Raw genomic sequence first — 25,464 nt, forward strand, 5'->3', positions numbered from 1 at the left:
ACTTGATCAGAACTTAGAAATGAACATTCGGCGATGAATGTTGATTTCTGACTTTTGTCAGATCGTTCTTTAAAAATTCGGATATGTGATAGATAGACTGAATACCAGTTTCACTGCTGGTTATTCAGGCTAAGGTAAAATTTGTGAGTTCTGCTCAGCAATGAGCGAAATGCGAATTTTCGGCGAATGTCGTCTTCACAGTATAACCAGATTGCTTGGGGTTATATGGTCAAGTGAAGAAGCGCATACGGTGGATGCCTTGGCAGTCAGAGGCGATGAAAGACGTGGTAGCCTGCGATAAGCTTTGGGGAGTCGGCAAACAGACTGTGATCCAGAGATCTCTGAATGGGGGAACCCAGCCAGCATAAGCTGGTTATCTTGTACTGAATACATAGGTGCAAGAGGCGAACCAGGGGAACTGAAACATCTAAGTACCCTGAGGAAAAGAAATCAACCGAGATTCCCTTAGTAGTGGCGAGCGAACGGGGACCAGCCCTTAAGCTGGTTTGAGATTAGTGGAACGCTCTGGAAAGTGCGGCCATAGTGGGTGATAGCCCCGTACACGAAAATCTCTTGCCAGTGAAATCGAGTAGGACGGAGCACGAGAAACTTTGTCTGAACATGGGGGGACCATCCTCCAAGGCTAAATACTACTGACTGACCGATAGTGAACCAGTACCGTGAGGGAAAGGCGAAAAGAACCCCGGAGAGGGGAGTGAAATAGAACCTGAAACCGTATGCGTACAAGCAGTGGGAGCCTACTTCGTTAGGTGACTGCGTACCTTTTGTATAATGGGTCAGCGACTTATATTCAGTGGCGAGCTTAACCGAATAGGGGAGGCGTAGCGAAAGCGAGTCTTAATAGGGCGCTTTAGTCGCTGGGTATAGACCCGAAACCGGGCGATCTATCCATGGGCAGGTTGAAGGTTAGGTAACACTGACTGGAGGACCGAACCGACTACCGTTGAAAAGTTAGCGGATGACCTGTGGATCGGAGTGAAAGGCTAATCAAGCTCGGAGATAGCTGGTTCTCCTCGAAAGCTATTTAGGTAGCGCCTCATGTATCACTGTAGGGGGTAGAGCACTGTTTCGGCTAGGGGGTCATCCCGACTTACCAAACCGATGCAAACTCCGAATACCTACAAGTGCCGAGCATGGGAGACACACGGCGGGTGCTAACGTCCGTCGTGAAAAGGGAAACAACCCAGACCGTCAGCTAAGGTCCCAAAGTCATGGTTAAGTGGGAAACGATGTGGGAAGGCTTAGACAGCTAGGAGGTTGGCTTAGAAGCAGCCACCCTTTAAAGAAAGCGTAATAGCTCACTAGTCGAGTCGGCCTGCGCGGAAGATGTAACGGGGCTCAAACCATGCACCGAAGCTACGGGTATCACCTCTGGTGATGCGGTAGAGGAGCGTTCTGTAAGCCTGTGAAGGTGAGTTGAGAAGCTTGCTGGAGGTATCAGAAGTGCGAATGCTGACATGAGTAACGACAATGCGAGTGAAAAACTCGCACGCCGAAAGACCAAGGTTTCCTGCGCAACGTTAATCGACGCAGGGTTAGTCGGTCCCTAAGGCGAGGCTGAAAAGCGTAGTCGATGGAAAACAGGTTAATATTCCTGTACTTCCAGTTATTGCGATGGAGGGACGGAGAAGGCTAGGCCAGCTTGGCGTTGGTTGTCCAAGTTTAAGGTGGTAGGCTGAGATCTTAGGCAAATCCGGGATCTCAAGGCCGAGAGCTGATGACGAGTGCTCTTTAGAGCGCGAAGTGGTTGATGCCATGCTTCCAAGAAAAGCTCCTAAGCTTCAGATAACTGGGAACCGTACCCCAAACCGACACAGGTGGTTAGGTAGAGAATACCAAGGCGCTTGAGAGAACTCGGGTGAAGGAACTAGGCAAAATGGCACCGTAACTTCGGGAGAAGGTGCGCCGGTGAGGGTGAAGCACTTGCTGCGTAAGCCCACGCCGGTCGAAGATACCAGGCCGCTGCGACTGTTTATTAAAAACACAGCACTCTGCAAACACGAAAGTGGACGTATAGGGTGTGACGCCTGCCCGGTGCCGGAAGGTTAATTGATGGGGTTAGCGCAAGCGAAGCTCTTGATCGAAGCCCCGGTAAACGGCGGCCGTAACTATAACGGTCCTAAGGTAGCGAAATTCCTTGTCGGGTAAGTTCCGACCTGCACGAATGGCGTAACGATGGCGGCGCTGTCTCCACCCGAGACTCAGTGAAATTGAAATCGCTGTGAAGATGCAGTGTATCCGCGGCTAGACGGAAAGACCCCGTGAACCTTTACTATAGCTTTGCACTGGACTTTGAGCTTGCTTGTGTAGGATAGGTGGGAGGCTTTGAAGTGGGGACGCCAGTTCTCATGGAGCCATCCTTGAAATACCACCCTGGCAACCTTGAGGTTCTAACTCAGGTCCGTTATCCGGATCGAGGACAGTGTATGGTGGGTAGTTTGACTGGGGCGGTCTCCTCCCAAAGAGTAACGGAGGAGTACGAAGGTGCGCTCAGACCGGTCGGAAATCGGTCGTAGAGTATAAAGGCAAAAGCGCGCTTGACTGCGAGACACACACGTCGAGCAGGTACGAAAGTAGGTCTTAGTGATCCGGTGGTTCTGTATGGAAGGGCCATCGCTCAACGGATAAAAGGTACTCCGGGGATAACAGGCTGATACCGCCCAAGAGTTCATATCGACGGCGGTGTTTGGCACCTCGATGTCGGCTCATCACATCCTGGGGCTGAAGCCGGTCCCAAGGGTATGGCTGTTCGCCATTTAAAGTGGTACGCGAGCTGGGTTTAGAACGTCGTGAGACAGTTCGGTCCCTATCTGCCGTGGACGTTTGAGATTTGAGAGGGGCTGCTCCTAGTACGAGAGGACCGGAGTGGACGAACCTCTGGTGTTCCGGTTGTCACGCCAGTGGCATTGCCGGGTAGCTATGTTCGGAAGAGATAACCGCTGAAAGCATCTAAGCGGGAAACTTGCCTCAAGATGAGATCTCACTGGAGCCTTGAGCTCCCTGAAGGGCCGTCGAAGACTACGACGTTGATAGGTTGGGTGTGTAAGCGCTGTGAGGCGTTGAGCTAACCAATACTAATTGCCCGTGAGGCTTGACCATATAACACCCAAGCAATTTGCAAAGCGCAGATTGCGGTGGTGAAGACGAAAGAACCGAAAGTTCGCAGCTTCACAAATTCACATATCCGAATTCGCTGGAGTATCCATCTGGATGTTCTGGCAACAGAATTTCTTGACGACCATAGAGCATTGGAACCACCTGATCCCATCCCGAACTCAGCAGTGAAACGATGCATCGCCGATGGTAGTGTGGGGTTTCCCCATGTGAGAGTAGGTCATCGTCAAGATTCATTTCGCAAAACCCCTATCTGCGCGAGCAGGTAGGGGTTTTGTCTTTTCCATCCTGGTAAAGAAATCTGGCGTGGGAGCGGGCTTGCCCCGCGATGGCGCATGCCCGGATAACCTCACGGCCTGATCTGGCCTTATCCGGGCGGTGCGGCGTTCCGACAAGCCCGCGCCCACGGAGGCCCTCGACCGCGTCAATCGCCTCCGTGATAAGGTTCTCCTTCTGCACCAACCCGCTCCCCGAGACCAGCCAATGCCCCAGACCACCTCACTTCACCCAGGCTTCATGATCGTCCAGGGCAACCGCCTGGACGACTTGCGCAATCTGGTGGTGAGCGTGATGCGCCGTTACCCCCTGGCGCCGCTGGAAAACGAAATCGCCCTGGTGCAGAGCAACGGTATCGCCCAATGGTTGAAACTGGCCCTGGCCGAGGATCCACAGGACGACGACCAGGGCGGTTGCGGGATCGCCGCCGCCATCGATGTGCAGCTTCCGGGCAGCTTCATGTGGCAGCTGTACCGCCGCGTGCTGGGGCGCGACGAAATCCCCGAGGTGTCACTGCTGGACAAGGCGCCCCTGACCTGGCGCCTGATGCGCCTGCTCCCGGAAGTGATCGAACGCCCGCACTTCGAGCCCCTGCGCCGCTTTCTCACCGATGACAGCGACCTGCGCAAGCGCTACCAGTTGGCCGAGCGCCTTGCCGACCTGTTCGACCAGTATCAGGTCTACCGCGCCGACTGGTTGAAGGACTGGGCAAGTGGCGCCCATGTGCTCAACACCGCACGTGGCGAGCGCAAGCCGCTGGCCGCCGGCAATCGCTGGCAGGCCGAGCTATGGCGGATTCTGCTCGAGGACGTCGGCGAGGCGGGCATGGCCCAGAGCCGGGCCGGCGTGCACCAACGTTTCATCGAGCGGATCAACGGCCTGGAGCAGGCCCCCGCCGGGCTGCCGGCACGGCTGATCGTGTTCGGCATCTCGTCGCTGCCGGCCCAGATCCTCGAGGCCCTGGCAGGCCTGGCCCGCTTCAGCCAGGTACTGCTGTGCGTGCACAACCCTTGCCGCCATCACTGGGGCGATATCGTCGCCGACAAGGACCTGCTGCGACACCAGTACAAACGCCAGCAACGCAAGCAGGGCATGCCCCTGCAACTGGACGACGAGCTACTGCACCAGCATGCGCACCCGCTGTTGGCGGCCTGGGGCAAGCAGGGGCGCGACTATATCAACCTGCTCGACAGCTACGACGATCCCGGCAGTTACCAGGGCGTGTTCAGCGACGGACGCATCGACCTGTTCAGCGAAGGTGAGCCTAAGACCCTGCTCAACCAGTTGCAGGACGACATCCTCGAACTGCGCCCCCTGGCCGAGACCCGCGAGCAATGGCCGGCGGTTGATCCGGGCAAGGACCGTTCCGTGCGCTTCCACTTGGCCCACAGTCCGCAGCGCGAAGTGGAGATCCTGCACGATCAGTTGCTGGCCCGCTTCAGTGCCGACCCCACGCTGCGACCCCGCGACGTCATCGTCATGCTGCCGGCCATCGACACCTACGCACCGCATATCCGCGCGGTGTTCGGCCAGCTCGATCGCACCGATCCGCGCTACATCCCGTTCACCCTGACCGACCAGGGCCAGCGTGGTCGCGACCCGTTGCTGATCGCCCTGGAGCATCTGCTCAAGCTGCCTGACAGCCGTTTCGCCGTCAGCGAAGTGCTCGACCTGCTGGACGTGCCGGCAGTGCGCGCTCGCTTCGCCATCCAGGAAAGCGACCTGCCGACCCTGCACCGTTGGATCGAAGGGGCAGGCATCCGTTGGGGATTGAGTGCCGAGCAACGCGCCAGCTTCGGCCTGCCTGAGGGGCTTGAGCAGAACAGTTGGCGCTTCGGCTTGCGACGCATGCTGCTGGGGTACGCGGTCGGCGTGGGCGAAGGCTGTGACGGTATCGAGCCGTACGATGAGATCGGTGGCCTCGATGCCGCGTTGATCGGCCCTTTGGTCGCGTTGCTCGATGCCCTGGACATTGCCTGCCAGGCGCTCTCACAGCCGGCCTCGGCAACGGAGTGGGGGGCACGGCTGCATGCGTTGCTGCAGATCTTCTTCCTGGCCGAGAACGAGCACGACGAACTGCTCCTGGTGCAGCTGCAGGACCTGCGCGACACCTGGCTGGAAACCTGTGACGCGGTCGGCCTGCACGACCTGCTGCCACTGACCGTGGTGCGCGAAGCCTGGCTGTCCGGGCTGGACCAGGGCAAGTTGTCCCAGCGCTTCCTGGCCGGCTCGGTGAACTTCTGCACTCTGATGCCCATGCGTGCCATTCCGTTCAGGGTGGTCTGCCTGCTGGGCATGAATGACGGCGACTACCCGCGTGCCCAGCCGCCCCTCGACTTCGATCTGATGGCCAGCGATTACCGGCCAGGGGACCGTTCCCGCCGCGAGGATGACCGTTACCTGTTGCTCGAGGCCCTGCTCTCGGCACGTGACCAGCTCTACGTCAGCTGGGTCGGGCGCAGCATCCGCGACAACAGCGAGCGCCCGTCCTCGGTGTTGATCGGGCAACTGCGCGATCACCTGGCCGCCGGCTGGCAGCTCGCCGGCGCCAAGACCGGCCAACGCGACGACCCTGGACAGCAGCTGTTGCATGCCCTGACCCAGGAGCATCCGTTGCAGCCGTTCAGCCAGCGCTATTTCCAGAAGGGCAGCCCGTTGTTCAGCTTCGCCCATGAGTGGTTGGCGTTGCACCAGGCCGTGGATGAAGCGCAAGCGCCTACCGCACTGTCGGCCTACGTCAGCGATGAGCCGCTCAATCTGGTGCAGCTTCAGGACTTCCTGCGCCATCCGGTCCGGCATTTCTTCAGCCAGCGTCTGAAAGTGTTCTTCGAGGCTCTGGAGGCACCGCCCCCGGACGAGGAGCCGTTCGTGCTGGACGCCCTGCAACGCTACGGCCTGAGCGAAAGCCTGCTCGGCGCCGCGCTGGCCGATCCAGACAACGCCGAGCGGGCGCTGCAGGCCCAGGCCCGACGCCTCCAGGCCTGCGGGATGCTGCCGCTGGCAGGCTTCGGCGAAGCCTTGCAGGCCGAGCTGATCCAGCCACTGCCGGACCTGCTGCAACGTCATCGGCAACTGCTGCAACGCTGGCCGACCCTGGTCGAGGGTGCCCTGCCGATCCATTTCGAACACGGGCCGCTGCGCCTGGAGGGCTGGCTCGGCCGGGTGTACCAGGCCGAGGACCAGAGCCTGCTGAGCATCGCCACCGTGCCCAACACCCTCAGTGCCGGGCGCAACAGCCTGAAGTGGCACCGACTGGTGCCGGCCTGGGTCATGCACCTTGCCGCCTGCGCCTCGGGCTATCCGCTGCATAGCGCGTTGGTGGCCAGTGACCTGACCCTGCTGTTGGCCCCGTTGCCCCAGAGTGAGGCGGCAGAGCGCCTGGGCGAACTGTTGGTGGCACGCCAGGCGGGCATGAACGCCCCTTTGCCGGTGGCGGCCAAGACCGCCTTCGCCTGGCTGGCCCAGGAGGATCCGGACAAGGCCGTGGCCGCAGCCATCCGCGCCTATGAGGGTGACGGCCAGAACAGCTTCGGCGAGCGCAGCGAAAGCCTGGCCTTGGCCCGCCAGTACCGTGACTTCGCCGCGCTGGCCCTCGACGAAACCTTCGAAGGCTGGTGCGAAGCCTTGTATCGCCCCCTGTTCGCAGCGCCCTGGCAGACCCTGGGTAACCCGGAGAACGCCCAATGACCCAAGCCCGCCCCCTGGCGCTGAGTTTCCCACTGCACGGCAGCCAGCTGATCGAAGCCAGCGCCGGTACCGGCAAGACGTTCACCATTTCGGCCCTGTACCTGCGGCTGATCCTCGGGCATGGCGGTGAACGGGGTTTCAGCTGCGAGCTGCTGCCACCGCAGATCCTCGTGGTGACTTTCACCGACGCGGCCACCAAGGAGCTGCGCGAGCGTATCCGCGCGCGCCTGGCCGAAGCGGCGCGCTTCTTCCGCAGTGAGCTGGACGATGCCGACCCGCTGCTGCACCTGCTGCGCGACGATTATCCACAGGAGCAATGGCCACGCTGCGCCAGCCGCCTGGAGATCGCCGTGCAGTGGATGGACGAGGCCGCCGTCTCGACCATCCACGGCTGGTGCCAGCGCATGTTGCGTGAGCACGCCTTCGACAGCGGCAGCCTGTTCACCCAGAGCCTGGAGACCGATCACAGCGAACTGCTGGGCCAGGTCATGCGCGACTACTGGCGGCGCTTCTGCTACGGCATGCGCGGTGAGTCGCTGGCCTGGGTGCGCGGCAACTGGGGCAGCCCCGATGCCTTGCTGCCAAGGATCAGGCCCCTGTTCGGCCGTGTTCGTGGCCAGGAGGACGCGCAAGACCCGCAGACTTTGATCGAGGCGACCCTGCGCCAGCGTACGGAACAACTGGCGCAGCTCAAGGCGCCCTGGGGCGCCTGGGCCGACGAGCTGCAGCAGATCTGCCGCGATGCCGTGGCGGCCAAGCAGGCCGACGGGCGCAAGTTGCAGGCACGCTATTTCGAACCCTGGTTCGACAAGCTGCGGGCCTGGGCCGGTGATGAGCAGGCCATGGAGCTGGACCTGGGCACCGGCTTCACCCGCCTGACGCCCGCAGGACTGGCCGAGGCCTGGAAGTCCGGCGAGCCGCCGCAGCACCCGGCACTGCGGGCCATGGAATCCTTGCGCGAGCAGTTGCAGGGGCTGGCCAGCCCCGATGCACGGTTGCTGGAGCATGCCGCCGCCTGGGTTTCGGCGCGCTTCGAGGTGGAGAAACGTCGTCGCGCCGAAATGGGCTTCGACGACATGCTGCTGCGCCTGGAGCATGCCCTGGGCAGCGACTCCGGCGAGCGCCTGGCCGCGCTGATCCGCGAGCAGTTCCCGGTCGCGTTGATCGACGAGTTCCAGGACACCGACCCCGTCCAGTACGGGATCTTCGAGCGCATCTACCGCATCACCGAGAACAACCCTGACACCGGCCTGTTCATGATCGGCGACCCCAAGCAGGCGATCTACGCCTTCCGTGGCGCCGACATCTTCACCTACCTGGCCGCGCGCCGCGCCACTGCCGGACGGCTGCACAGCCTGGACACCAACTACCGCTCCAGCCAGGCCATGGTCGCGGCGGTGAATCGGGTATTCCTCCAGGCCGAGGACCGAGCCGAAGGCCGTGGCGCCTTCCTGTTCCGGGCCCAGGGCGATAATCCGCTGCCCTTCGTCGAAGTGCGCGCCAAAGGCCGTGGCGAGCAACTGCTGATCGCCGGACAGCCCAGCGCGGCCCTGCATTGCTGGCAGCTGGAGAGCGACGAGCCGGTGTCCAGCACAGCGTATCGCCAGCAACTGGCGGCCAGTTGCGCCAGCCATATCGTCGAGCTGCTCGAAGGTGGTCAGCAAGGCGTCAGCGGGTTCGCCGATGCCGCCGGCAAGCTGCGGCCCTGCCTGCCTTCCGATATCGCCATCCTGGTGCGCGACGGTCGCGAGGCCCAGATGGTCCGCGCCGAACTGGCGGCCCGCGACGTGCGCAGCGTATACCTGTCGGACAAGGACTCGGTGTTCGCCGCCCAGGAGGCCCATGACCTGCTGGCCTGGCTCAAGGCCTGCGCCGAGCCGGACTCGGAGCGCATGCTCAAGGCCGCCCTGGCCAGCCTGACCCTCGACCTGCCGCTTATCGAACTGGAGCGCCTGAACCAGGACGAGCGGGTCTGGGAAAGCTGGGTGATGCGTTTTCGCCGCTACCGCGACACCTGGCAGCGTCAGGGCGTGCTGCCGATGCTGCGCCGCCTGCTGCACGACTTCCAGCTGCCGCGGGCGCTGATGGGCCGCAGCGACGGCGAACGGGTGCTGACCAACCTGCTGCACCTGGCCGAACTGCTGCAGCAGGCCGCAGGCGAGCTGGATGGCGAGCAGGCGCTGATCCGCCATCTCACCGAGCACCTGGCCAACGCCGGGCAGGCCGGAGAAGAGCAGATCCTGCGCCTGGAAAGCGACGAGCAACTGGTCAAGGTGGTGACCATCCACAAGTCCAAGGGCCTGGAATACTCCTTGGTGTACCTGCCGTTCATCTGCACCAGCAAGCCGGTGGATGGCCAGCGCCTGCCCCTGGGCTGGCACGACGACCAGGGTACGGCGCACCTGACCCTGACCCCGAATGCCGAGCAGATCGAGCGCGCCGACGACGAACGCCTGGCCGAGGACCTGCGCCTGCTCTACGTCGCCCTGACCCGTGCCCAGCATGCCTGCTGGCTGGGCGTTGCCGACCTCAAGCGCGGCACCCAGCGCAGTTCGCAGCTGCATCGTTCGGCCTTGGGCTACCTGCTGGGCGGTGGCCTGCCGTTGGCGGCTTCCAGTCAGCTGGGCGAATGGCTCGCCACCCTGGCGGCTGGCAACCCGGCCATCACCCAGGGTCCACTGCCTGAGGTCCAGGCCCTGTGCTACCGCACGCCGGACAGCCAGCGCGAGCTGCTGCCGCCGCGCAAACCTCGTCGGGCCGCTGCGGAACACTGGTGGATCGCTTCCTACAGTGCCTTGCGGGTCGGCGACCAGACCCTGGTCGCCGACAGCTCCCAGGCCCAGCAACTGCTGGACGACGAGGTGCTGGACAGCCAGTCGCTGCGTGAGGTGCCGGCGCAGGCGGGTGATATCCACCGCTTCCCCCGTGGTCCGAATCCGGGCACCTTCCTTCATGGCCTGCTGGAATGGGCGGGGCGCGAAGGATTCGCCGAGGTCGCTGCCCAAGGGCAGGTGATCGAGCGCACGGTGGGCCAGCGCTGCAACCGACGCGACTGGACCGGTTGGATTCCCACGCTGACCCAGTGGCTGCAGCAACTGCTGGTCCAGCCCATGCTTTTGCAAGGGGCTACCTTGACCCTCGCAGGCCTCGAGCGCTACCAGGTCGAAATGGAGTTCTGGTTCGCCAGCCATCAGGTCGACGCGGTGCGCCTCGACCATCTGGTGGCGCGCCACACCCACGTTGGGATGACGCGGGCGGCCGCCCAGCCGACCGTGCTCAACGGCATGTTCAAGGGTTTCATCGACCTGGCCTTCGAGCTCGACGGGCGCTACTACGTGGCCGACTACAAGTCGAACTGGCTCGGCCCCGACGCCGAGGCCTACGGCGCCTTGGCCATGGAGCAGGCAATCCTCGAGCACCGCTACGATCTGCAGTACGTGCTCTACCTGCTGGCCCTGCATCGCCAGCTGCGCGCGCGCCTGCCCGACTACGACTACGATCGGCACGTAGGCGGCGCCGTGTTCATCTTCCTGCGTGGCGTCACCTCGGCCGGCCACGGGCTGTATCATGCGCGGCCGCCCCGGGCGCTGATCGAACAGCTCGACGCGATGTTCCGGGGTGAGCAAGAACCCGCTCAACAGGACCTGTTTGCCGGAGCCACGCCATGAGCCGCAACCTCGACGACCTGCTGCCCACGCCCTTGCAGGCCGAGCACCTGAGCGCCCTGGCGCCGCTGCGCCACAGTCATGACCTGCTGGCATTGCTCGATCGCTGGGTCGAGCGTGGCTGGCTGCGCGCCCTGGACCGGGCCTTCGTGAGTTTCCTCGAGGAGCGGGCGCCGGGCAGCGATCCGCTGGTGCTGCTGGCCGCCGCCCTGGCCAGCCACCAGCTGGGTCATGGCCATGTCTGCCTCGACCTGCAACAGACCCTCGCCGAGCCGGATTTCGCCCTGTCGCTGCCACCGGAAGGCGATGCCCTGGCCGGGCCGTTGCTGCTGCCTTCGCAACTGCTGGCCAGCCTCGACCTGGGCACCTGGTTGCAGCGGATCGCCGAGAGCCCCCTGGTTGCCACCGGCGATACCGTCGAGCAGCGTGCCCGGCCATTGGTGGTCAGCGGCGAGCGCCTGTACCTGCGCCGCTATTGGACCTACGAGCGACGCATCGACAACGCCCTGCATGAGCGCTTGGCGCGCCTTCAGCCGCAGCCGGCCGACCTGGCACTACGCCTGGCGCAACTGTTCGAAGGTGGCTCGACCGCAGGCGAGGTGGACTGGCAGAAGCTGGCCTGCGCCTTGGCCACCCGTGCCGGTTTCAGTGTCATCACCGGCGGCCCCGGGACCGGCAAGACCACCACCGTGGTACGCCTGCTGGCGCTGTTGCAGGGCCCTGCGGTCGAACAAGGCCGGCCGCTGCGCATCCGCCTGGCGGCGCCGACCGGCAAGGCCGCGGCACGCCTCACCGAGTCTATCGGCCAGCAGGTGGAGCGCTTGCAGGTGGATGGCGCGGTGCGGGCGCAGATCCCCACCGAAGTTAGCACCGTGCACCGCCTGCTGGGTAGCCGCCCGGGCTCTCGGCACTTCCGCCATCATGCCGGCAACCCGTTGCCCCTGGATGTGCTGGTGGTCGATGAAGCCTCGATGATCGACCTGGAGATGATGGCCAATCTGCTCGATGCCCTGCCGGCCAACGCGCGGCTGGTGCTGCTGGGCGACAAGGACCAGCTCGCTTCGGTGGAGGCCGGGGCGGTGCTGGGCGACCTGTGCCGCGATGCCGAGGACGGCTGCTACTGGCCGCAGACCCTGGCCTGGCTGGAGCAGGTGGGCGGACAGTCGCTGGCCGACATAGGCCTGAGGCCGGGCGATGGCCAGCGCAACCCGCTGGCCCAGCAGATCGTGATGCTGCGCCACTCGCGGCGCTTCGGTGAAGGCAGCGGCATCGGCCAGTTGGCGCGCCTGGTCAATCGCCAGCAAGCCCTGGAGGCGCGTGCGCTGCTGGCGACCCGACCGGCGGATGTCCATTGTCTGACCCTGGGCGGCGAGCATGACAAACGCTTCGACCGCCTGCTGCTCGATGGCCTCAACCAAGGTTCCGAGGGGCCACAAGGGTATCGCGGCTACCTGCGTACCATCGGTCGGCTGCGCCCGCCGCCGGGCACGCCAGGCGACGATCCGCGTTGGGAGCGCTGGGCGGCGGAGGTGCTGCACAGCTTCGAGGCCTTCCAGTTGCTCTGCGCCGTGCGCAAGGGCGCCTGGGGCGTCGAAGGCCTCAACGAGCGGGTCGCCCGGGTGCTGCACAACGCCGGGCTGATCGACAGCCAGCAACCCTGGTACGAGGGTCGCCCGGTACTGGTCACCCGCAACGACTATGGCCTCGGGCTGATGAACGGCGATATCGGCATCGCCCTACGCCTGCCGGACGATCAGGGCGAGGCGCTGCTGCGCGTGGCCTTCCCGCGCAACGATGGCAGCGGCGGGGTGCGCTTCGTCCTGCCCAGCCGTCTCAGCGAGGTGGAAACGGTGTTCGCCATGACCGTGCACAAGTCCCAGGGCTCGGAATTCAGCCATACCGCACTGGTGCTGCCCGATGCGCTGAACCCGGTGCTGACCAAGGAACTGGTGTACACCGGGATCACCCGCGCCAAGCATTGCTTCAGCCTGATCGAGCCGCGCGCCGGGGTGTTCGAGGAGGCAGTGGGGCGCAAGGTCCGCCGGGTCTCGGGGCTGATGCTGGAGCAAGTCTGACTCTGGAGTTTGCCGCCGATATGCTATCGTTGCGGCATTATCCGCAAACATTTTGTGAGATTTCCCCCCATGACAGTGGCTGTCTCGGCCCTGGGACGCGTGAAGGGCTGTGCGCTCTCGTTGCTGATGGCCATGCTGTTGTCGAACGGCGCGCCCGCCTGGGCGGGCAATGCCGTATCGCAGGCGCAGGTGCAGCAACGGGCCAAGGCCGTGACTCAGGTCGTGCTGGGCATCCTCAGCTACGCCCGCTGGCCTGCCGACCCCAATCCCCTGCGCCTGTGCCTGGTCGGCCCGACCGAATACGCCGACGACCTCATCAAGGGGAATTTGCAGCAGTCCGGGCAACCCCTGCAGGTGCGCCGCCTGCTTGCCGACGACCCCAGCGTGGCCAGTGCCTGCGACGCCATCTACCTCGGCAAGCTCGACAAGCAGCAACGTGAGCGATTGTTCCAGCGGATCAACGGCCACCCGGTGCTGAGCATCAGCGAGGCCGACGATCCGTGCACGGTGGGGAGCCTGTTCTGCCTGCGGGTCGGCGACCAGCAGGTGGCGTTCGACGTCAACCTCGACTCGGTGGCGCGCAGCGGCGTGCGCATCCATCCCAGCGTGCTGCAGTTGTCGCGACGGCGGGCGGGGCAGCCATGAAACGTTCAGCCAGGCGCTTCAGCCGGCCGACCCTTCGCGCCGTGCTCGGGCGGGGTCATCTGGGCGTGGCCTTGCTCGCCGCGGGGTTGGCCGGGGTGCTGGTGACCCTGCTCGGGGTGGCGGCGTTGCGCGTGTATGCCAACCATAACCTGCACCTGATCGCCCGCTCCATCAACTACACCGTCGAGGCCGCCGTGGTGTTCGACGACAGTGCCGCGGCCAACGAGGCCCTGGCGCTGATCGCCTCCACCGAGGAAGTGGCCGACGCCAAGGTGTACGACAACGATGGCGACCTGCTCGCCCACTGGCAACGCGACGAGCAGGGGGTAATGGCGCAGTTGCAGTCGCAAGTGGCGCGCAGCCTGCTGGAGGAGCCGATCAGCATGCCGGTGCAGCACATGGGCCAGCGGGTCGGTCATATCGAGCTGACCGGGCAGGGCGGCAGCCTGGTGCGCTTCCTGCTCAGCGGCCTGGTGGGCATCCTGGTGTGCACGGTGCTCAGCGCGGTGCTGGCGCTGTACCTGTCGCGACGCCTGTTCGGCGACATCATCCGCCCCTTGCGCAACCTGGCCAGCGTCGCCCATGCCGCGCGGCGCGAGCGCAGTTTCGACCGGCGGGTACCGCAAACCCAGATCGCCGAACTCAACGAACTGGGCAATGACTTCAATGCCCTGCTCGACGAGCTGGAGGTCTGGCAGAGCCACCTGCAGAGCGAGAACGAAAGCCTCGCCCACCAGGCAAGCCATGACAGCCTCACCGGCCTGCCCAACCGCGCCTTCTTCGAAGGGCGGTTGAGCCGCAGCCTGCGCAATGCCGCGCGTAGCGAAGACCACCTGGCGCTGTTGTTCCTCGATAGCGACCACTTCAAGCAGATCAACGATAGCCTCGGCCATGCGGTGGGGGACGAAGTGCTGATCAGCGTGGCCAACCGCGTGCGTGCACAACTGCGCGAGCATGACCTGGTGGCGCGCCTGGGCGGCGATGAGTTCGCCGTGCTGCTGACGCCGCTGCACTCGCGCGAGGATGCCAAGCGCATCGCCGAGAAGATCGTCGCCAGCATGAAGCTGCCGGTGCAGCTGGAGGATGGCACCAGCCTGACCACCTCGCTGAGCGTCGGTATCGCCTATTACCCGGACGACGGCCGCGACCCGGCCAGTCTGCTCAATGCCGCCGATGCGGCGATGTACCAGGCCAAGCGCAATCGCCGTGGCCATTGGCAAGTGGCGCAGACGGAACGCTGCGCCCCTGATGCAAAGAACAGGAGCTGAACCGTGACCAAGCGTTTTTCCGTGCTGCGTTTCCCATTATTCACCCTGCTGCTGGCGCTGCTGACCCTGGCCGGCTGCCAGAGCGTGCCGCCAAAGGGGCTGACCCCCGAGCAGGTCGCCGTGCTCAAGCGCGAGGGTTTCGCCCCGACCGACGAGGGCTGGGCGTTCGACTTGTCGGGAAAGGTGCTGTTCGGCAGTGACCTGGACAGCCTCAACAGCGCCAGCGAGTCGATCGTCGAGCGTATCGGCAAGGCGCTGTTGTCGGTGGATATCCAGCGCGTGCGCATCGACGGCCATGCCGACGCTTCGGGCAAGGCCGCCTACAACCAGCAGCTCTCCGAACGCCGTGCCCAGAGTGTGGCCAAGGCGTTGATCGGCATCGGCATGCAGCCGCAGAACATCCAGACCCGCGGCATGGGCAGCAGCCAGCCGGTGGCGGACAACCGCACCGCGGCAGGGCGCATGGAAAATCGGCGGGTGTCGATCGTGGTGGCGTCGGATTGAGGCACGCATCGCGTGGCAAGCTGGTCCAAACGTGGGAGCGGGCTTGCCCCGCGATGATGTGTACCCTCAATCCCGAGCAAACTTCATCTCCCGCGTCTCCCCCATGAGCAACGGCGCATTGGCCTCGGTCACCTCGCGGATGTAATCCCACAGCAGCGTGATCCGCTTCAACTTGCGCAGATCCTCCCGGCAGTACATCCAGAACTGCCGCGTCACCTCGATCTGCTCCGGCAACACCGTCACCAGTCTCGGGTCCTGCGCCGCCAGGAAGCACGGCAGGATCGCCAGCCCGCGCCCCTGCAACGCCGCCGTGTACTGGGCGATCACGCTGGTGCTGCGCAGGTGTGCGTTGGCGTTGGGGATCAGGTTGGCCAGGTACAGCAGCTCCGAGCTGAACGCCAGGTCGTCCACGTAGCTGATGAACGGATGGCGCCCCAGGTCGGCGATCTCGCGAATCGGCTCGTGGCTGTCGAGGTAGTCCTGGGTGGCATACAGGCGCAGGCGGTAGTCGCACAGCTTGCAGCACACGTAAGGGCCATGTTCCGGGCGCTCCAGGGCGATGACGATATCGGCCTCGCGCTTGGACAGGCTGATGAAGTGCGGCAGCGGCAGGATATCCACCGAGATCGCCGGCCAGGCATCGACGAAATGGCTCAACTGCGGAGTGACGAAGAAACTGCCGAAGCCTTCGGTGCAGCCCATGCGCACATGCCCCGACAACGCCACGCCCGACCCCGAGACCTGCTCGCAGGCCATGTGCAGGGTGCTCTCGATCGACTCGGCATAGCCCAGCAGGCGCTGGCCCTCGGCGGTGAGGACGAAGCCGTTGGTCCGTGATTTTTCGAACAGCAAAGTGCCCAGCGCCCCTTCCAGTGAGCCGATGCGCCGCGACACCGTGGTGTAGTCCACGGCCAGGCGCTTGGCCGCACTGCTGGCCTTGCGGGTGCGCGCCACCTCAAGAAAGAACTTGAGGTCGTCCCAGTTCAGCGCGCTCAGGGAGGTGAGGTCTTTTTGCATGATGATCCGGTTTTTTTGTGCATTCTTGTTGGATGTTTGCACATCTATACTCGAACTCAGCCCCTGAGCGCCACCCCGTTCGCTGCGGCGTAGGCGTCCTCGTTCCGACAATAATTCCAAGGAGAGCGCAGATGAACGCACCCCAGACGCCCGACCAGACCAAGGTCGAGCAGGTCAAGCTGCTGATCGATGGCCAATGGGTCGAGTCCAAGACCACCGAATGGCGTGACATCGTCAACCCGGCGACCCAGCAAGTGCTGGCGCGGGTGCCGTTCGCCACCGTCGAGGAAGTCAACGCCGCCGTGGCCGCCGCCGAGCGCGCCTTCAAGACCTGGCGCGACACCCCGATCGGCGCGCGCATGCGCATCATGCTCAAGCTGCAGGCGCTGATCCGCGAACACAGCAAGCGCATCGCCGTGACCCTCAGCGCCGAGCAGGGCAAGACCATTGCTGACGCCGAGGGCGATATTTTCCGTGGCCTGGAAGTGGTCGAGCACGCCGCCTCCATCGGCACCCTGCAGATGGGCGAGTTCGCCGAGAACGTCGCCGGCGGTGTCGACACCTACACCCTGCGCCAGCCGATCGGCGTGTGCGCCGGCATCACCCCGTTCAACTTCCCGGCGATGATCCCGCTGTGGATGTTCCCGATGGCCATCGTCTGCGGCAACACCTTCGTGCTCAAGCCGTCCGAGCAGGACCCACTGTCGACCATGATGCTGGTCGAGCTGGCGCTGGAAGCTGGCATCCCGGCCGGCGTGCTCAACGTGGTGCACGGTGGCAAGCAGGTGGTCGACACGATCTGCACCCACCAGGACATCAAGGCGATCTCGTTCGTCGGCTCGACCGAGGTCGGTACCCACGTCTACAACCTGGGCAGCCAGCACGGCAAGCGCGTGCAGTCGATGATGGGCGCCAAGAACCACGCCGTGGTGCTGCCCGACGCCAACCGCACCCAGACCATCAATGCCCTGGTCGGCGCCGCCTTCGGCGCGGCCGGCCAGCGCTGCATGGCCACCTCGGTGGCGGTGCTGGTGGGCAAGGCCCGCGAATGGCTGCCGGATATCAAGGAAGCGGCGAGCAAGCTCAAGGTCAACGCCGGCAACGAGCCAGGCACCGATGTTGGCCCGGTGGTCTCCAAGCGCGCCAAGGAGCGTGTGCTGGGCCTGATCGAAAGCGGTATCAAGGAAGGCGCCAAGCTTGAACTGGATGGCCGCGACGTGAAGGTGCCGGGCTACGAGCAGGGCAACTTCGTCGGCCCGACCCTGTTCTCCGGGGTGAAGACCGACATGCAGGTCTACACCCAGGAAATCTTCGGCCCGGTACTGGTGACCCTGGAGGTCGATACCCTCGACGAGGCCATCGCCCTGGTCAACGCCAACCCGTTCGGTAACGGCACCGGCCTGTTCACCCAGAGCGGCGCGGCGGCGCGCAAGTTCCAGAGCGAGATCGATATCGGCCAGGTCGGCATCAACATCCCGATCCCGGTGCCGGTGCCGTTCTTCAGCTTCACCGGTTCCCGCGGCTCCAAGCTCGGCGACCTCGGCCCGTACGGCAAGCAGGTGGTGCAGTTCTACACTCAGACCAAGACCGTCACCGCCCGCTGGTTCGACGATGACAGCGTCAATGACGGTGTGAACACCACCATCAGCCTGCGCTAAGGAGAACGCCATGCGTATCGCTTTCATCGGCCTGGGCAACATGGGCGCGCCCATGGCCCGCAACCTGATCAAGGCCGGGCACCAGCTGAACCTGTTCGACCTGAACAAGACCGTGCTGGCCGAACTCGCCGAGCTGGGCGGCCAGGTCAGCACGTCGCCCAAGGACGCCGCCGCCAACAGCGAGCTGGTGATCACCATGCTGCCGGCCGCCGCCCATGTGCGCGGTGTGTACCTGGATGAAGAAACCGGCGTGCTGGCCGGCATCCGCCCCGGCACCCCGACCGTGGACTGCAGCACCATCGACCCGCAGACCGCCCGTGAGGTCTCCAAGGCTGCGGCGGCCAAGGGTATCGACATGGGCGATGCGCCGGTCTCCGGCGGCACCGGCGGCGCGGCGGCCGGCACCCTGACCTTCATGGTCGGTGCCAGCGCCGAGCTGTTCGCCACGCTCCAGCCGGTGCTGGCGCAGATGGGCCGCAATATCGTGCACTGTGGCGAGGTCGGTACCGGGCAGATCGCCAAGATCTGCAACAACCTGCTGCTGGGCATCTCGATGATCGGTGTTTCCGAGGCCATGGCCCTGGGCAATGCGCTGGGCATCGACACCAAGGTGCTGGCCGGCATCATCAACAGCTCCACCGGGCGTTGCTGGAGTTCGGACACCTACAACCCGTGGCCGGGCATCATCGAGACCGCCCCGGCTTCGCGCGGCTACACCGGCGGCTTCGGTGCCGAGCTGATGCTCAAGGACCTGGGGCTGGCCACCGAGGCCGCGCGCCAGGCGCACCAGCCGGTGATCCTCGGCGCCGTGGCCCAGCAGCTGTACCAGGCCATGAGCCTGCGCGGCGAAGGCGGCAAGGATTTCTCGGCGATCGTCGAGGGGTACCGCAAGAAGGATTGACGAGCGAGTGGACTTGATCGCGGGCCGGGTGGCCCTTCCCCTTGTAACTGCGCACCTTGGGGAAGGGACATCGGGTTCGCGATTTTTTTTGCCCGCTGTGTGGGCGTGGGAGCGGGTCAGGCGAAGACGAAGTACTTGCGCACCGTCTCGACCACTTCCCAGGTTCCCTTCATCCCCGGTTCGATTACGAACACATCCCCTGCTTTCAGATGCTTCGGCTCTTCACCCTCTGGCGTGACGATGCAATAGCCATCGAGGAAGTGGCAGTACTCCCACTTCTCGTAGTTGACCTCGAACTTGCCCGGGGTGCAGATCCAAGTGCCCATGATCTTGCTGCCGTCGGCGGACAGGTAGGCGTTGAGGTTGACGGTGTGCGGGTCGCCGCCGATGCGCTTCCACTTGGTCGCGTCGACCACCGGGGTCGGGCAGGTTTCGCGCAGGACGGTGATGAAATCGGACATGGCGTGGCTCCAGGCAACAAGTGAGATGACGCGTCACCATAGAGTCATCATCGGACGGGCAGTTGCCTGGGGTCGACGCCCAGCTGTCTGCCCGCGCAATGTCAGGACTCGGGCCTTGCAGGTTGTGGACAGTCAGTGGCTCACGCCCACCAGTAACGCACGAAGTGGAAGAACACCGGCGCGGCGAAGCATACTGAGTCCATGCGGTCGAGCATGCCGCCGTGGCCTTCGATCATGTGGCCCCAGTCCTTCACGCCGCGGTCGCGCTTGATCGCCGACATCACCAGCCCGCCGAAGAAGCCCATGGCATTGACGGTCAAGGCCATCAGTGCCGCCTGCCAGAAGGTGAACGGGGTGATCCAGCACAGCAGGGCGCCGACCAGGGTGGCCAGCGCCACGCCGCCGGCCAGGCCTTCGACGGTCTTCGACGGCGACAGGTTCGGCGCCACCTTGCGCTTGCCGAACAGCTTGCCGCACACGTACTGCAGCACGTCGCTGATCTGCACCACCAGGATCAGCCAGGCGATCAGCAGCAGGTTACGGCCCTCGTAGCCGGGGATGTCCAGGGTCATCAACGCCGGCACCGACGACACGCAGTACACCGCGATCATCAGCCCCCACTGCACCTTGGAGGCGCGCTCGAGGAAGCGCGTGGTGTCGCCGCCGAAGCTGGCCAGGATCGGCAGCAACAGGAACAGGTATACCGGGATGAAGATGCTGAACAGCCCATACCAGTCCATGGCGATCAGCAGGTACTGCACCGGCAGCGCCACATAGAACGCCGCCACCAGCGCCGGGTAGTCGCTGCGTCGGGTCGGGGTGAGGGTCATGAACTCGCGCAGGGCATAGAACGACACGCCGTAGAACAGCACGATCACGCCGTACTTGCCGAACAGGAAGGCGATGCCGATCACCAGCACCATCACCCACCAGGCGTTGATGCGCGCGTTGAGGTTGTCGATTACCGAGTGCGGCGCGGGGCCGGCGCGCCATTTGAGCAGACGGCCGATCAGGCTGGCGAGCAGCAGCAGGGCGCCGATGCCGGCGAACAGCGACAGGGTGTTGTGATCCATCTCAGGCTTCCTTCGGGGCCAGGTTCAGCAGGGCCTGGCGGGCCCGCTCGAGAAAGGCGTGCTTGCCCTCGTCCGGCTGCAGGTGCAGCGGCTCGCCGAAGCTCAGGGTGCACAGCAGCGGCAGCGGCAGGGCGCGGCCCTTGGGCATGACCCGGTTGAGGTTGGCGATCCATACCGGCACCAGCTCGACCTGGGGGTTGGCCGAGGCCAGGTGGAACAGGCCGCTCTTGAACGCCAGCAACGGGTCGTCGGTCAGGTTGCGCGTGCCTTCCGGGAAGAAGATCAGCGAGTCGCCCTGGGCGAAGGCATCGAGCACCGGTTGCAGTGGGTTGCCCTCGCCCGTGCCGTGCTGGCGGTCGATCAGCACGCCGTTGAACACCTTACGGATCAGGAAGTCGCGGATCCCCGGCTTGCACCAGTAGTCGGCGCCCGCCACAGGGCGGGTGCGGCGGCGCAGCGGTTCGGGCAACGCGGCCCACAGCAGCACGAAGTCGCCATGGCTGCTGTGGTTGGCGAAGTACAGGCGCTGCACCGGTTGCGGCGTGCAGCCCAGCCACAAGGCGCGGGCGCCGGTGATCAGGCGGGCGGCGGAGGTGATGACGAAGGCGGTCAGGCTGGCGAGCATGGCATTGGTCTTATCCGGTGAAGGGGAGGGTTAGCATTATTGCGACCTGCAGGGCCAGGCACAGGGCCTGGCGCTGCAGCAGGGCCAGGGCGGCCCGGCTGCGGGTCGGCCAGTCGCGCGGGTCGCTGGCCGCAGGCTTGAGGCGCAGGTCGAACAGGGCGTGGTCCAGGGCCTGGGTGTCGGCGGGCAGGTCGCTACTGGCGGCGAGGCGGGCGAACAGGTCGGCATCCAGGGCGACGCGCAGGGCCCAATACTTGTGGGCAAGGCCGAGCAGCAGCAACAGGCCACAGAGCAGATGGGACAGCGGCGCCAATGGCAGGCCGAGCAGCGGTGCCAGGGTGCAGGCCAGGGCCAGCAGGGTCAGACCGTCAGACAGGCGCTCCAGCTGGCGGCCACGGGCGAGCAGGCTGGCGACGAGATGCAACCTCATGGCTGGGCCTCCAGGTGATGCAGTGCCAGGCGGTGGGCCGGATGCAGGACCACGCCGGGGCGCGCCTGGCGAATCAGTGCCTCGGCCTGGTCGGCACTGGCACAGTGGCCGCTGAGCAGCAGCCAGGCGGCGACGGCGCTGGCGCTGCGCGAGTAGCCCAAGGCGCAGCAGACCAGCAGCGGGCCCTGTTGATGGCGGTGTGCGATGGCCTTGGCGGCCTGTTGCAGGATTTCCCGGTCTGGGGCAATCAGGTCCAGGGTCGGCAGGCTCTGGTAGTCCTGTGGTGTTGTCAGCGTCTTCATCGTGGGGCAAGCCGCGTTGTGGGAGCGGGCTTGCCCCGCGATGCTCTGTTGAGGGACAGCAAGACAGGGCAGTTCCGCGCTCAGGTCGACAATCGCCGCGAACGCAGACGCCTCAGTGCGCCCCGGCACTCTGCCGAGATACACGCCATCGGCCACCTCATCCGCCTGCGGATGCCGCCAGGTCCATAGCCGCGAATTGACCCAGGCGCCCAGCAGGTAAGGCGCCAGCAGCCAGGTGACGGCCACGGACAGCCGCCCGTCGGCGCCTTTCTGGAAACCTGCGGCGCCGAACAGGGCATAGTTCAGCGCCACCAGCAGTAACGACAGCGCCGGCCACAGCAACCACAACCCGCCACCGCCGACCTTCATTGCCAGTAGCCCCAGCACGGCCGCGCCCAGGCCATAGCGCAGCGCTAGGCGCCAACGTTTCGGATCCTGCGCCAGACGTGCCTGGCGCCAGGGCAACGGGCCACTGTGCGGCCACAGCCACAGGCAAATGAACCCCGCCAGTGCCCCGGTCGGCACATCGATGAAGTGATGCTGCCAGGTGGTAAGCACCGACAGCCCGATCAGCCCCATCCAGCCATGCACCACCCGGCGCCAGACGGGATGCCGGGTATGCCGGGCGAACATCGTCCAGATGATCACCAGCAACGCGATGTGCAGCGAGGGCGCCTGGTTGTAGGGCTTGTCGAAGCCCATCAGCACATCGAACAGCCAGCCGAACAGCCCTGACAGCTCAGGGCGCTCGAAGGTGAAGCGCAGCGGCCAGAGCAGGAAGCTGGCCACGCAGATCAGTTGCGCCGTCAGCAGCGCCAGGGCATGGCGATCCATCTCCGAACGCGAGCGCGGCAGCAGGAACGACAGCCCGTACAGCAGGTCGATCGACCAGTACGGGATGATCGTCCAGGGCCACAGCGGCATCTGCCGCTCCCAGGCAAACACCAGGCTGCCGATATCATCGCGGCCGGCGGTATAGGTGTTGGCCAGGCCGTAGCTGAGGAAGAAGAACGGCCCGAGCAGCAACAGCCACAGGATACCCCGTCGGACCAGGCCGGCTTCACGGGCCATCAGCGCACCCGCTGGGCCAGGCTGACGCTGAAGATGCCCCACTCGTCGATGCGCTGGGTAATCTTGCGGAACCCTGCTGCTTCGACCAGCTGGTCCATCTCCGCCTGGCTGCGCCGGCGCATCACCCAGGCCTGGCCGCCACGGTGGCTGGTCAGGGCGCGGGCGATCATCTCCAGCTGCGGGTGCCAGGGCTGACCGGTGTAGACCAGGTAGCCGCCGTCCTCGATCGCGTCGGCCAGTCCCGCCAGCGAGTTGCCGACCAGCTCGTTGCTGGGGAACAGTTCGTATAGGCCCGAGACCACCGCCAGTGTCGGATGCGGGCTGAGAGCGGCCAGGCTCTGGCGGTCGAAGGCATCGCCCTGGACGAAACGCGCGATCTCGGCCAGGCCTTTTTCGCTGATCAAGGCGTTGCCCTGTTGCACGTTCAGTTCGCTGTAGTCGCGCAGCAGGATCGAGTCGGGCAATTGTTGCAGGCCTTGCAGCGCTTCAAGGATGTAACGGCCATGGCCGGCGGCGATATCGACGATATGCACCGAGCGCTGTTGTTCACGCAGGCGGGCGATGGCCAGGCGCAGCAGTTCCTCGACGTTCAGCTTGCGCTGGCGGATACCACGCCAGCCGATGGCATCCAGGTAGTTGCGGTCGATCAGCTCGCCCAGCTTGCCCTTGCCGGTCGGGGTGTTGCGGTAGACGTAGTCGAGGGTCGAGCCCGAGTCGAAACCGGTGTCGAAGCCCAGCTTCACCCCTTCGGAAAAGCCTTTGCCCAAGCGCAGGCCGGCGCGGGTGGCGCGCCAGTAGAGGTCGCGTGGCGAATGGCGCGGCAATGGCGTGGCCAGGCTCTCGGCCTCGGCGCAGCTGGCGCCGCTCTTGTCGGCATCGAGCAGCGAAGGCTGCGCCTGTGGTGCGTTGAAGCAGTGCGCGACGAAGCGCTCGATCCGCGCCAGGGCGTGGGCGCGGTCGCGTTCGCCGAGGGTGTCGTGGAAGAAGCCGGGGAGGATGTGCTTCTCTTTGCGTGCGCTGCCCAGGCGGTCGAAGAACTGCTCCTGCGGCTTGCGCTCGACCACCAGGTCGGCGCCGGAGATCAGCAGCTGCGTCGGCACCTGGATCGCCTGGGCATCGGCGACCACGCGGTCGGCGGCGTCGTACAGGCCCAGCAGCATGGTGACGGAGATGGGCCGGCTGATCAGCGGGTCGGCGACATAGGACATGACCCGTTCCGGGTCGTGGGTCAGCAGGCGTGGCTTGACGTAGCTGTTGACGAAAAAGTTGCCGCGCAGGGCCTTCATCAGCTTCAGTCCGGGGCGGGCAAAGGGCACGTAGAGCTTGACCTTGAAGGCCGGCGAGGCGAGCACCAGGCAACGTACCCTGGGCGCATAGTCGTGGGCCCAGGTGGCGACCAGTACCGCACCGACGCTCTGCGCCAGCACCACCATGTCGGCCTCGGCAATGCCGTGCTGTGTCTGGATGTGCTCAATGAAAGTCTGCACATCGCGCACGCTGGTGGCGAAGCCCGGACTGTCGCCGCGAGCCCCCGGCGACTGCCCATGGCCACGGGCGTCCCAGGCGAAGAAGTCGTAGCCGGGCATGTCCAGTTCATCGGCCAGGTGGGCCATGCGCCCGCCGTGCTCGTGGCCGCGATGGAACATCACCACGGCCCGGCGCGGTTGGTGTTCATTACGAGTGGCGGGCCAGTGGCGATAGTGCAGCTCGACGCCGTCATGGGTGCAGAAGTGCAGCGATTGCGCTTGGCGCATGGCGAATATCCTTGTCCGGCAGCGAGGGGCTCAGCGGGTTTCGGCCAGGCCGTGGCGAACCCGGTTGTAGAGGGTATAGAGCGAGAGCAGCAGGATGACCAGCAGCAGGCCGTTGATCCAGGTCGCGCCCAGCAGCCCGAAGCCCACGCCGGTACCCAGCACGCCGAAGGCGAAGGCCCGGTCGCTCTTGCCCATCGGCCCATCGTAGCGGCGTGATGCGCCGGCCAACGGGCCCATCACCCCGGCGTATTCGCTGATCACCGCGAACACCACCACCAGCACCACCAGTGTCGGCGAAACGCCCGGCAGCAGGGCGAAGGGCAGGTAGAGGGCGGTGTCGGCGATCACGTCGCACAGTTCATTGAGGTAGGCGCCGAGTTTGGACTGTTGGCCAAACTCCCGGGCCAGCATGCCGTCGACCGCGTTCAGCGCCATGCGTAGCAGCATCCATACCGGGATCAACAGGAACAGCCAGGTGATCTGGGGCAGCCAGGCCAGCAGCAGGCCCAGCAGGACGGAAACCGCGGCAGCGGTGACCGTGACCTGGTTGGCGGTGACGCCGCGGTCGAACAGGCGCTGGACGGCAGGGCGCAGCAACGCCTGGAAGCGGGGTTTGAGCTGGTAGATCGATGGCACGTTGAATTCCCTGTCGTGGTGCGGCATGGACGCGATTGTGGGGAATCAGGCGGGGGGGCGGCAAGGGGAGCGTAGTGGAGTTGTGAGGAGGACGAGGTAATCGAGGTGGCCTTTGCCGGCATTGATCGCAGGGCAAGCCCGCTCCCACACTGTTCTTCGCGAAGGCAGGGTTGTGCAATTGGCAGGACAATCTCCTACAGATTTGGCGCAATCGTTGTAGGAGCGGGCTTGCCCCGCGATGGGCCGCACAGCGCGTTTCGGTACTCGGCTGTAGTTCATTT

The 25,464-nt window shown here is 64.8% G+C and carries 16 protein-coding genes and 2 rRNA genes; 10 read left to right on the plus strand and 8 right to left on the minus strand.

All coding sequences use genetic code 11. From position 1 onward, the window contains the following. Positions 1-227: 227 nt before the first annotated feature. The 8 genes from K2O50_RS03660 (at position 228) to K2O50_RS03695 (ending at position 15,255) form a co-directional block, all read left to right on the plus strand. Positions 228-3,120, plus strand: a 23S ribosomal RNA gene (locus tag K2O50_RS03660). A 131-nt stretch (positions 3,121-3,251) separates the two neighbouring features. After that, positions 3,252-3,367 (plus strand): 5S ribosomal RNA (rrf, locus tag K2O50_RS03665). A 251-nt stretch (positions 3,368-3,618) separates the two neighbouring features. Further along, a complete protein-coding gene (gene recC, locus K2O50_RS03670; protein ID WP_050706948.1) occupies positions 3,619-7,098 on the plus strand; it encodes an exodeoxyribonuclease V subunit gamma in 3,480 nt (1,159 codons plus the stop codon). Then, the gene (recB, locus tag K2O50_RS03675) at positions 7,095-10,766 is read left to right on the plus strand and encodes an exodeoxyribonuclease V subunit beta (RefSeq protein WP_050706947.1); all 3,672 of its coding nucleotides are present in this window, start codon (positions 7,095-7,097) and stop codon (positions 10,764-10,766) included. The genes recC and recB overlap by 4 nt, the downstream gene beginning before the upstream one ends. Continuing rightward, a complete protein-coding gene (recD, locus tag K2O50_RS03680; protein ID WP_050706946.1) occupies positions 10,763-12,838 on the plus strand; it encodes an exodeoxyribonuclease V subunit alpha in 2,076 nt (691 codons plus the stop codon). The genes recB and recD overlap by 4 nt, the downstream gene beginning before the upstream one ends. 69 nt (positions 12,839-12,907) lie before the next feature. Further along, positions 12,908-13,483, plus strand: a complete 576-nt coding sequence (locus K2O50_RS03685; protein WP_050706945.1) for a YfiR family protein — start codon at positions 12,908-12,910, stop codon at positions 13,481-13,483. After that, positions 13,480-14,751, plus strand: coding sequence for a diguanylate cyclase domain-containing protein (locus K2O50_RS03690; protein ID WP_050706944.1), 1,272 nt, complete (start codon positions 13,480-13,482; stop codon positions 14,749-14,751). The genes K2O50_RS03685 and K2O50_RS03690 overlap by 4 nt, the downstream gene beginning before the upstream one ends. Before the next feature lie 3 nt (positions 14,752-14,754). Beyond that, positions 14,755-15,255, plus strand: coding sequence for an OmpA family protein (locus K2O50_RS03695; protein ID WP_052896095.1), 501 nt, complete (start codon positions 14,755-14,757; stop codon positions 15,253-15,255). A gap of 66 nt (positions 15,256-15,321) precedes the next feature. Here the strand turns inward: K2O50_RS03695 and K2O50_RS03700 are convergent, their stop codons facing one another. Next, positions 15,322-16,272: a LysR family transcriptional regulator gene (locus K2O50_RS03700; protein ID WP_031316500.1), complete on the minus strand. Its 951-nt coding sequence runs from the start codon at positions 16,270-16,272 to the stop codon at positions 15,322-15,324. A 131-nt stretch (positions 16,273-16,403) separates the two neighbouring features. On the opposite strand from K2O50_RS03700, the gene K2O50_RS03705 reads away from it, so the two are divergent. Together K2O50_RS03705 and mmsB are read left to right on the plus strand one after the other, a co-directional pair. Further along, positions 16,404-17,930, plus strand: coding sequence for a CoA-acylating methylmalonate-semialdehyde dehydrogenase (locus K2O50_RS03705; protein ID WP_050706943.1), 1,527 nt, complete (start codon positions 16,404-16,406; stop codon positions 17,928-17,930). A gap of 10 nt (positions 17,931-17,940) precedes the next feature. After that, positions 17,941-18,831 carry a 3-hydroxyisobutyrate dehydrogenase gene (gene mmsB, locus K2O50_RS03710; protein ID WP_050706942.1) on the plus strand — a complete coding sequence of 297 codons (891 nt, stop codon included), beginning with the start codon at positions 17,941-17,943 and terminating at the stop codon, positions 18,829-18,831. A gap of 116 nt (positions 18,832-18,947) precedes the next feature. Here the strand turns inward: mmsB and K2O50_RS03715 are convergent, their stop codons facing one another. From K2O50_RS03715 to K2O50_RS03745, 7 genes are all read right to left on the minus strand, one after another. Continuing rightward, a complete protein-coding gene (locus tag K2O50_RS03715; protein WP_023631693.1) occupies positions 18,948-19,292 on the minus strand; it encodes a cupin domain-containing protein in 345 nt (114 codons plus the stop codon). A 140-nt stretch (positions 19,293-19,432) separates the two neighbouring features. Next, positions 19,433-20,365, minus strand: a complete 933-nt coding sequence (locus K2O50_RS03720) for a phosphatidate cytidylyltransferase (protein WP_050706941.1) — start codon at positions 20,363-20,365, stop codon at positions 19,433-19,435. Between the two features lies 1 nt (position 20,366). Then, positions 20,367-20,990: a lysophospholipid acyltransferase family protein gene (locus tag K2O50_RS03725; RefSeq protein WP_050706940.1), complete on the minus strand. Its 624-nt coding sequence runs from the start codon at positions 20,988-20,990 to the stop codon at positions 20,367-20,369. 10 nt (positions 20,991-21,000) lie between these two features. Then, positions 21,001-21,420: a hypothetical protein gene (locus K2O50_RS03730; RefSeq protein WP_050706939.1), complete on the minus strand. Its 420-nt coding sequence runs from the start codon at positions 21,418-21,420 to the stop codon at positions 21,001-21,003. Continuing rightward, positions 21,417-22,793: a phosphatase PAP2/dual specificity phosphatase family protein gene (locus K2O50_RS03735; RefSeq protein WP_050706938.1), complete on the minus strand. Its 1,377-nt coding sequence runs from the start codon at positions 22,791-22,793 to the stop codon at positions 21,417-21,419. Before K2O50_RS03735 ends, K2O50_RS03730 begins: the two co-directional genes overlap by 4 nt. Further along, a complete protein-coding gene (locus K2O50_RS03740) occupies positions 22,793-24,547 on the minus strand; it encodes a bifunctional alpha/beta hydrolase/class I SAM-dependent methyltransferase (protein WP_050706937.1) in 1,755 nt (584 codons plus the stop codon). Before K2O50_RS03740 ends, K2O50_RS03735 begins: the two co-directional genes overlap by 1 nt. 30 nt (positions 24,548-24,577) lie before the next feature. Continuing rightward, positions 24,578-25,183 carry a CDP-alcohol phosphatidyltransferase family protein gene (locus tag K2O50_RS03745; protein ID WP_050706949.1) on the minus strand — a complete coding sequence of 202 codons (606 nt, stop codon included), beginning with the start codon at positions 25,181-25,183 and terminating at the stop codon, positions 24,578-24,580. Between the last annotated feature and the right edge of the window lie 281 nt (positions 25,184-25,464).

Origin of the sequence: Pseudomonas sp. 2hn (assembly GCF_019646095.1) — a bacterium.
Classification (GTDB): domain Bacteria; phylum Pseudomonadota; class Gammaproteobacteria; order Pseudomonadales; family Pseudomonadaceae; genus Aquipseudomonas; species Aquipseudomonas peradeniyensis.